This is a genomic window from Acinetobacter tianfuensis (assembly GCF_003611465.1).
In the GTDB taxonomy this organism is placed as follows: domain Bacteria; phylum Pseudomonadota; class Gammaproteobacteria; order Pseudomonadales; family Moraxellaceae; genus Acinetobacter; species Acinetobacter tianfuensis.
The window spans coordinates 100,069-109,910 of record NZ_RAXV01000005.1 but is presented as its reverse complement, the minus strand read 5'-3'; the positions used below and the strand labels follow the sequence as shown (position 1 = coordinate 109,910).

The 9,842-nt window shown below is 45.8% G+C and carries 6 protein-coding genes; 3 read left to right on the top strand and 3 right to left on the bottom strand.

The window, feature by feature from the left end; translation table 11 throughout:
- Positions 1–74: 74 nt before the first annotated feature.
- Entirely contained in the window at positions 75–497 is a 423-nt protein-coding gene (locus tag D7V32_RS04035; RefSeq protein WP_117008105.1) for a hypothetical protein, read from the bottom strand.
- Positions 498–758: 261 nt separating this feature from the next.
- On the bottom strand, positions 759–2,246 hold the full coding sequence (gene gspE, locus D7V32_RS04030) for a type II secretion system ATPase GspE (protein ID WP_120401631.1): 1,488 nt from the start codon (positions 2,244–2,246) through the stop codon (positions 759–761).
- Positions 2,247–2,390: 144 nt separating this feature from the next.
- On the opposite strand from gspE, the gene D7V32_RS04025 reads away from it, so the two are divergent.
- Together D7V32_RS04025 and D7V32_RS04020 are read left to right on the top strand one after the other, a co-directional pair.
- Entirely contained in the window at positions 2,391–3,170 is a 780-nt protein-coding gene (locus D7V32_RS04025; protein ID WP_171407571.1) for a hypothetical protein, read from the top strand.
- Positions 3,171–3,179: 9 nt separating this feature from the next.
- Complete coding sequence (locus tag D7V32_RS04020) at positions 3,180–4,103, top strand: mechanosensitive ion channel family protein (protein ID WP_120401629.1); 924 nt, start codon at positions 3,180–3,182, stop codon at positions 4,101–4,103.
- Between the two features lie 53 nt (positions 4,104–4,156).
- Here the strand turns inward: D7V32_RS04020 and D7V32_RS04015 are convergent, their stop codons facing one another.
- Positions 4,157–6,859 (bottom strand): DUF2339 domain-containing protein, encoded by a 2,703-nt coding sequence (locus D7V32_RS04015; RefSeq protein WP_120401636.1) that lies wholly within the window; start codon positions 6,857–6,859, stop codon positions 4,157–4,159.
- A gap of 161 nt (positions 6,860–7,020) precedes the next feature.
- Between D7V32_RS04015 and polA the strand changes: the two genes are divergently transcribed.
- Entirely contained in the window at positions 7,021–9,789 is a 2,769-nt protein-coding gene (polA, locus tag D7V32_RS04010) for a DNA polymerase I (RefSeq protein ID WP_120401628.1), read from the top strand.
- The last annotated feature ends 53 nt before the right edge of the window (positions 9,790–9,842 follow it).

Below are 9,842 nucleotides of genomic sequence, written 5' to 3'. Positions count from 1 at the left end.
TTCATACATAATAAGTGTCTACAAAATAGGTGGCTATTCAAGTTAGTAACTACTCTACTTAAGCCTTAAGAAAGCTAGTCTGTATATAACCAACGGACGAATTTACCATCTTCATCATAGAGTTTATGAGCTAATGCGTAAGGGCAATGTATCAAGAAATACCACCCTAGATAGTTATTTTTTTGATCCATTTGATGGATAGCAAAACTACCAATCCAAACTTGTTGTAGCTGTTCAATTTGTTCTTGTGGGCTTCCAAGCAGTAACTCTCCATCTCTAGATGGATCTTCACCATTCAAATTATGAAATAAGGAAATATCACCACTTTCTAACAGGATTTTTAGAACTTTGAAGAAGGATACATCTTGTCCATATTCGAGCTTAACCTTTGGATCTATTTCTTTAAGAAAGTTACCACACAAATAAAATAAATCATCTAAACCTTCCTTAAACTCATATTCATGAAAGGTTTTAAGGATTAACTCCAATTGCTTCATTAAAATGGATGCTCCAAAATATTTAAAAATTAAGAATTTCTAAAATTAACATAATACACGTTATACGAAATTCTATTTTTTATTTCATATAAATCATAAATTTATACCGATGTAAAAAGCCCAATCATCACCGATTGGGCTTTTTGAATGATTTATCACGTTCCACGATTAATGCTTAACCAATGTTCCACGTTTTTAATTAGGCATATTCAACAGTACGCTCAGCCATCAATAATGAAAAAACAAAAAATGTTTCTTGCATCACTCCGCAGCTTCATTGGTTACACGTAAAACCTCTTCCATCGTGGTTTTACCCGCCAAAACTTTACGCAGACCATCATCACGGATTGAACTCGCATCACGGCGCGCATAATTTTCCAATTCATATTCTGCAGCATTGCCATGAATTAAACGGCGCATTTGCTCATCTACAGGCACAATTTCATATATTGCGGTACGGCCAGAAAAACCAATATGTGAACAGTGATCACAGCCCTTTGGCTCAGGCAATTTCAAATCAGCTTCCTGACCCACCGTTTTAAATACTTCTTTTTCAAAAGCATCCGCTTCACGCCACGTATGACAATGCGGGCACAACGTCCGTACCAAACGCTGCGCGATTACCCCAATGAGCGAACTGGCTAAAAGGAAAGGCTCAATCCCCATATCTTTGAGACGGGTTACGGCGCCAATGGCAGTATTGGTATGCAGTGTCGACAGCACCAAATGACCTGTAAGCGAAGCTTGAACGGCAATTTCAGCCGTTTCCAAATCACGGATCTCCCCCACCATCACTACATCAGGGTCTTGGCGCAGCATCGCTTTTAATGCGCGGGCAAATGTCATATCTACTTTGGTATTGACTTGCGTTTGCCCAATGCCTTCCAATTGATATTCAATTGGGTCTTCGGCAGTCAAAATATTTTTAGAGCCGTCATTTAAATCAGAAAGCGCCGCATATAAGGTCGTAGTTTTACCTGAACCCGTTGGACCCGTCACCAAAATAATGCCGTGCGGACGGTGTACCAGCTGCGTTAAACGCGCATAGTCATTTTGCATTAAGCCCAAGTGGCTCATATTCAAACGCCCAGCCTGTTTATCTAACAGACGCATTACCACGCGCTCACCATAAGATGACGGCAAGGTCGATACACGGACATCCACTTCACGGCCGGCCAAGCGCAGTGAAATACGGCCATCTTGCGGAATACGTTTTTCTGCAATATCCAATTTTGCCATGACTTTAATACGCGAAACCAAAAGCGGTGCAAGTTCACGGCGCGGCTGCACAATTTCACGCAGCTGACCATCCACACGCAGGCGTACAGAAAGTTTCTTTTCAAACGATTCAATATGAATATCCGATGCGCTGACACGGATGGCTTCGGACAATAAGGCATTAATCAGACGCACAATAGGGGCATCATCTTCTTGATCCATCAAGTCTTCAGCTTCAGGGACTGAATCGGCAAGGCTGAGTAAATCAGGATGATCTTCCAAACCTGCCGCCACTTGCTGTGATTCGCCAGTATCGCCAGCAAAACTTGAACTGAGCAGCTGATTAAATTCTTGCTCTGTGCATAATTGGTATTGGGCCGAATGGCCTAAATAACGCCTTGCCTCCTGCAATGCCAGCAGCGGCGTGCTTTCACGGCGTACAATAAATGCCTGTTCACCCTCATAACGAAGTAAAACGCCATGACGCTTAGCAAAACTATATGGTATTTGTAATTGTTTAAGTACTTGCATCAATGTTTTTTATGATGAATAAAATTATTTTGAGTGTACTCTAAGCATATGACAGCGTGAAGTCTGTTTTTTCAGCTTTTATCGATATAGGAAATCAAACCATTGTCTTTAGTAAGTGATGTACTGGAAACAGAAACACCCAAAATGAAATGGTGGGGTGAACAGCACTTTGATTTGAACCGCCCAAAGTCGTGGCAGTTCGGCTCACTGCTGTTCCGCTTAAGCCGAGGCCTGCAAGAATGGCGTATGGAATACCACCGTCCTGCGGTGCAATATGACTATGAACAGCAGTGGCATGCCATTGATGATCCTGAGTTTTCATTTCCATCGCCTGTGCATATTGAACGCTATATGTTTAAAAACACACATGAAGACATTCAAATTATGCCGCGTTTAGCAGACCGCTCAGTGGTGATCCGCCCCGTTGACCCGATTTATATTCCGGCAGGACAGCGCGGTACACTGTATATCAGTACGCCTCTATGGGTCGCAGGCTTTGTCAGCGGTCAAAAAGAGCCGCTGTTTGATATACCGGTGATTCTGCCTAAAGATACTTGGTTTGGCCCAAACCACCGTACTGGCGAAATTTGTTATGCCACAGCAGTAGACGGCAGAACAGATTTGCATCAGCTCAAAATCCGCGCTTTTCGTGCTGTCACTCCTATTGAGTTTCATAACACCAGCCATGAACAGCTGCGCTTTGACCGTATGAATGTGCCCGTGCCCGCTTTGCCGTTATTTTATAGTGAAAGCACAGGCAGGCTCTGGACTTCACAAATTAAAGTGCTGCATGAAGGTATTGACCGCCCGCCGCGCATCCGTATTGAAAACCGGACACCGCCGCAAGCGGGTGAAGTCATCTATGTGCATCCGCCGCGTGTACCTGCAGGTGCATTATTTAATATGTTTGAATCACTGTTCTAAGGGGAAATAATGCCGAACAACAGTATTTCCGCAGAAGTGACCAACAGCCTGACAGGTATTTTTAAAAACATTAATACCGATAGGCTGACTGAAATCGCTGTTGCAATCATTTTAGCAATCATCGGCTTTTTAATTGCGCGCTTTATATCAAATGCCTTTATCCGCACCATCGGCTCACGCTTTAACGAGCATCAACGCTTGGTTTGGCGGCGGGGTATTTTTTATTTTATTTTCATGATTTTTGTCATGGCAAGCTTGAAAGAAGCAGGGTTTAAACTCAGCGTCTTTTTAGGCGCGGCAGGTATTTTAACCGTAGCGCTGGGCTTTGCATCTCAGACATCGGCATCCAACCTGATCAGCGGTATCTTCCTTATTGGCGAAGGTTCATTTGAAATCGGCGATACCATTCAAATCACCCTGATCCGCGGCCATACTATTGAAGGCGAAGTGATCTCGATTGACCTGCTTTCTGTTAAGCTGCTGACTCAAGATAATGTCTATGTGCGGCTGCCCAATGAACAGCTGATCCGGGCGCCCGTGCATAACCTGTCAAAATTTCCGATACGGCGTATTCCTATTACGCTGGCGATTAATTTTCATGAGGACATTATCAAAGTCCGTGAAGTGCTGCTGGATGTTGCGCAAAAATATCCATTGGTCTTAGCTGATCCTAAACCTGCAGTCACGGTAACGGCTTTCCGTGAATCATCCATTGAGCTGCTGTTTGCAGTTTGGTGCCAGCAGGAAAACTTCTTAAAAGTACGCGATGAAATGCAAGAACGTATTCGTAACGGTTTTGTCGATAATCAAATTGAAATTCCTGTACCGAAGATGGGCTTTGTAGACCGCCCTGCTCAATCGCCATTGCAAAATGAAGAGCTAGATCAGTATGCCAACGCGCAAGCGCTGAAACGTGAACCAAATTTAAAATAAAACGAGTGAATAACTTGCGCATAAAAAGCCCGCTTTATACAGCGGGCTTTTTTTTACTTGTCTAAGATGCCATCTTCACCTTCTGGCATAGGCGCAATATAAGCGATAACCAGCATGACAAAACCTGCACCCAAAAACGAAATCACTCGCGTGAGGGTCCCGATATGCGATAAATCAAACAGTATCAATTTCAAGGTCACTAAAACTAAAATACTGCCGCCAAAAATCCAGAGTGAACGCAAATGACGTTTGGCCGCCAAGAGCATGCAAACAAAAGCCAAGCTCACCCAAAGCAGCGTAAAGCTGAGCTGTACTGCAGCATTGTCCCAAATTTGCCATTCGTTATAAGGCGTTCCGAAATAAACATGCAGCGCCCGCAGTACAATGTAGCTGCTGAGCCACAACAGCCCCAGCACCATCAAAATCGCGCCCATACTGCGCTCAAGCCCAGCCTTCATCTGTACATTCAGCATCCAGATCAATCCAGCCAGCATGGCGATACTGACGGCATCAAATGGATTCAGCACAGGCAGCACATAGCCTATAAATGCCTGCTGGCTGAAAATTTGCGAACAGATGATCCATAGCAGCATCAGCACTAAAGTACTTCTGGCCTGCCACAGCATTTTCCAGCCGCTCTGCTCTGGCTGTTTATAGCACCAGTATGCAAACAGCAGCGGTAAGATTACTGTGCTGATATACGGCATTGACGCAATGAGCGTCGCACTGGCAATGGCTAAGCTGGACATAGCACCCAAGCTGACCCATTCTTTTTCCTCTTTGACACCCAGCACCGGCCTTAACCACAGCACAAACAGCATCAGACCTAAAATACCCATCCCGATTCGGTCCGACAAATGTATCCACTGAACTATGCCGTCACGGCTGAAATCCAGCAGCATATACAGCGCTGTGCCGTACAGCGGCAGCAAGCCAATCCATTTTGGCAGCAGCCATGACCATTCAGCTTTCCGAAAGATCAGCCACTCATTGCTCAACACATACAGCGCAGCAATGCAAAGTAAGCAATACATCACTTGGCTTTGACCGTCGATCACATCCAGCAGCTGCACAAACAGCACCATGGTCACTGTCAGCATTTGCAGACAGAAAAAAATAACTGCAGCGGCGCTCAGCTGCTGACGGAGCTGCGGACAGCTGTTTGCCAGCACTACTGTTGCTCCATAGCTGATGCACAGCACCCAATATACAGGGCTAGGAAATACATTCAGTATGCTGAAATAGTACAGTGCAGAACAGCCTGCCATGGTCAGCAGCCCCATGCCGACATAACGGCTAATGGCTGACCGCCTATATAAAGCATAGATAAAGATCACAGCGCCTTCCACTGCCCAGCCTGCCGCGCTCCATTCTTTTTGCAGCAAAATTGGCGGAATGAAAGCCATGAAAATCAGCATCAGGCTTAAGTAGCTTTGTGAAATTATGCCAATAGATTGATTGCGTTTTGACAGTCCATACAGCACTGCAAATAGCCCAGCAAAACTCAGGCTGAAAGCCGCTTGCCGTAACGATTCATCAAAATACATCCAATATAAAAATATATAACTGACAATCGGCGCACCAAAGATCAGCGCCACATCTAAAATTGGCTTGAGCTGAAAATGGCTGAGATTGTCTTTGGCTAGCAGCTGGCTGAAACGAAAACCCAGCCAAATAAAGATGGCTGCATGCGCATAGATCAGCAGCGTTAAAGCAGCGCGCTCTTCTTCACTGCCGCGGTAAACGGCGTATGAGCCGCCCGCCAGCACTGTCATTAAAAATGCAATTTGATTTAAGAATTTCCATGGCCGCAGTGTGCTCAGCACCGTAACAGCTGCATTCACCGCCAAATAATAGGCCATGAATTCAACAGCAGTCGCATTGCGTACAGGCAAGGTAAATGGCGCAATATAAGCGATGAACATCGCCATTAACGCCAGTTCTATACTTTGCTGTTTTAAGCTCAGCCAAATGGCCACCGCCAAAATTAAGCCAAAGCACAGACTTGCCGCAGCCAAGCTAGGCAGCACCTGATTGTAATAGGCAAAAAATAGTGTCAGCGACAGGCTAGCCAGCCCCAAGCCTTCAAGCGCCAATGCAAAACCGCGGTTTTTCTGCTGCAGTGAATAGCCCAGTACCGTCACCGCTATACTGACCGCAGCGACCAGCAGCAGCTTAAATACCAGACTGAGCTGCCAATGTTCAGTAGCAAAACGCAGCAGCAGCACAATCCCAATAACTAAAACTGCAATTGCAGCTTTGAGCACTGGATTACCTTTAAACAGCCACAGTTTCAGCTGATCGATTAACCCAATTTCTGCAGCCGGCTCTGCAGCAGTTACAGCGGCTATAGACTGATCTGTACGGGCCAACTCTGGCGCAGCATAGTGCTGCAGGTGATATTGCAAAGAAAATAACTGCCGCTCCAGCCTTTTCAGTCCGCGCAGAAAAAAGAAGATCCATGCACTCAGCCCTAAAGCAGTTAAAAAACCCACCCCGCCAATACTGCCGATTAATGCAATGATGGACGAAATATATAAAGGCGCTTTAGAACTCGGCTGCAGCTGGACACCTGCTTGCTGCGCGAGTAAATCTGCCGGTTTTTGCAAATCATCGACATAATGCATCACACTGATGGCAAATACTGCACCGCACAAATAACTGACAATTTTTAAATCTGTAAACCATAAGCCTGTGCCTGCAATAATCAGCGTCAGCAGCCACATCATTCGAATTTCATTCTGCCCTTTCAGCATACCTGCTTCGCTCTTTTCTTTTGAACTGATCATACCCCAGCTGACACTGCATAATCTTTATGTTTATCAGATATTCGGTAAGCTCCTGAAAACATCAAGCTTCAGCGCGGACTGAAAAAATCACGTACAATGAAAAGGTTTTTAGGATGAGGAAAGTTTCGATGCCGCCATTTGTCTTGGTCGATGGGTCTTATTTTTTATTTCGCGCGTTTCACGCAGTACCCCCTTTAACCACGTCAACAGGTCTGCACACCAATGCAGTCCGCGGTGCGATTTCGGCTATTCAAAAATTGATGCGCCGTATACAGCCGACGCATATGGCCGTGATTTTTGACACGCCAGAGCCGACTTTCCGTCATGAACTGTCACCCATTTATAAAGGTGACCGTCCGAGCATGCCAGCTGAACTGGCTGAACAAATTCCTTATCTGCATGCACTGATCCGCGCATTGGGTATTCCGCTGCACATGCTGCCGGGCGCTGAAGCCGATGACATCATTGGCACATTGGCAAAACGCGCTGAAGCTGCCGGTCATCAGGTGCTAATCTCGACCGGCGACAAAGACATGGCGCAGCTGGTCACAGACAAAGTAACACTGGAAGACAGCTTTAAAGAAAAGCCATTGGATGTTAACGGCGTCTTTGAAAAATTCGGCGTATGGCCAAATCAAATCATTGACTACCTGACCCTTATGGGCGATGCCTCCGACGGCATTATGGGGGTTCCGGGTGTCGGCGCAAAAACCGCGGCTAAACTGCTGACTGAATATGGCTCAATTGGCGGCATTTTAGAAAATGTCGATAAAATTAAAGGCAAAGTCGGTCAAAACATCAAAGACAGCGTAGAAGGCATTGCGCTGGATCACCAGCTGGCAAGTATCGTTTGCGACCTCGACATGGGCCTTGAATATGAAGACCTGAAACTGACTGATCCAAATGTCGAACAGCTGCGCAGCTTATATACAGAATTAGAATTCCGTAATCAGCTGCAGTCACTGGATCATCCAAATAATCCGAACAATGCTGTATACAAACAAAGTACTAAAGCTGCGGTTCAAGCGCCTGAAGCGGCGCCTGCCGGCATTGAAACAGAAGATCAGGCCACCCTTACCAGTACAGACGATGTTTTAGGTGAAGCGGCTTATCATACGGTACTGAACCAAGCAGACTGGGATGCTTTATTGAAGCGCCTGAATACAGAAAAACGTTTTGCATTTGATACAGAAACCACAAGTTTAGATTACCGCGTTGCGCAAATTGTCGGCTTCTCGGTTGCTTTTGATGGCAAAGATGCTTATTACGTACCTGTCGCACACGATTATGAAGGCGCACCGCAGCAGCTTGACCGTGACACGGTTCTAACCCAGATTAAACCGATTTTAGAAGATGCTTCCGTACAGAAGATTGGCCATCACCTCAAATATGATGCGCATGTGCTGGAAAATCACGGTATTGAACTGAAAGGCTGGTACTTTGACACCATGCTGGCGTCATATGTACTGAACTCTGTCGCCACCCGTCACGGCATGGACGATGTTGCACGTTTATATCTCAGCCATTTAACCACCACTTATGAACAAGTTGCGGGTAAAGGCGCGAAGCAAAAAACCTTCAATCAGATTGAACTTGAAACTGCCGCCCACTATGCGGCTGAAGATGCGCACGTCACTTACCGTCTATATGAAGTATTAGATGCAAAACTGCAAAAGCATCCTGAACTCATCAATATTCTGCACAATGTAGAAATGCCCGTGACGCGTGTACTGACCATGATGGAAGAAAACGGCATTGAGCTGAATTTAGAATTCCTTGATCAGTTAAGTGTTGAATTTGCAAACACCATGCAAGATTTGGAAAATCAAATTACCGAGCTTGCAGGACAGTCATTTAATGTCAGCTCACCGAAGCAAGTCGGTGAAATCCTATTTGAAAAATTAGGCTTAAAAGGCGGTAAGAAAACCTCGACGGGACAATACAGCACCAGCGAAAGCGTACTGGAAAAAATCGAGCATCCAATTACCGACTTGATTTTAGAATACCGCGGCCTGTCTAAGCTGAAAAGCACTTACACTGACGGCCTGCTGAAACAAGCCAACAATGATACGCACCGTGTACACACCAGCTACCATCAGGCGCTGACTGCAACTGGCCGCTTATCATCAACCGATCCGAACTTGCAAAACATACCTGTACGTGAAGATATTGGCCGTCAAATCCGTAAAGCCTTTGTTGCCCCTAAAGGCCGTGTGCTGCTGGCAGCCGATTACTCGCAAATTGAACTGCGTTTAATGGCGCATTTTTCACAAGACCATGCTTTGGCAGATGCCTTCAATAATGGTCAAGACGTACACCGCCGTACAGCTGCTGAAGTGCTTGGCATTCCATTAGATGACGTGACCAGCAATCAGCGCCGCCAAGCCAAAGCCGTTAACTTCGGCCTGCTTTACGGCATGTCTGAATTTGGTTTAACGCGTCAGCTGGGCTTCAGCCGTGAAGAGTCCCGCAGCTATATCGCGAAATATTTCCAGCGCTACCCTGGTGTTCTTGACTATATGGAACGTACCCGCCAAGTTGCCCGCGAACAAGGCTTTGTTGAAACCATTTTAGGCCGCCGTCTGTACACGCCAGATATCATGGCCAGCAATAAAATGGTTAAGCAAGGTGCAGAACGCGCTGCTATTAATGCGCCGCTGCAAGGCTCAGCTGCCGACATCATTAAAATGGCGATGATTGAAGTAGAAAAAATGCTGCCAAAAGATCAAGCCAAAATGCTTCTGCAAGTGCACGATGAATTGGTCTTTGAAGTCGATGAAGCGATTGCTGATGAATTAGCCGTGAAATTGGCCGAGGTGATGCAGTCTGTACTGAAAATCTCTGTTCCGCTGGTGGTTGAAGTCGGTAAAGGCTTGAACTGGGATGAAGCGCATTAAGAGCTTGCATCTAATAAGAGTGTTCCCTCTCCTTATAGGAGAGATTCTCTACC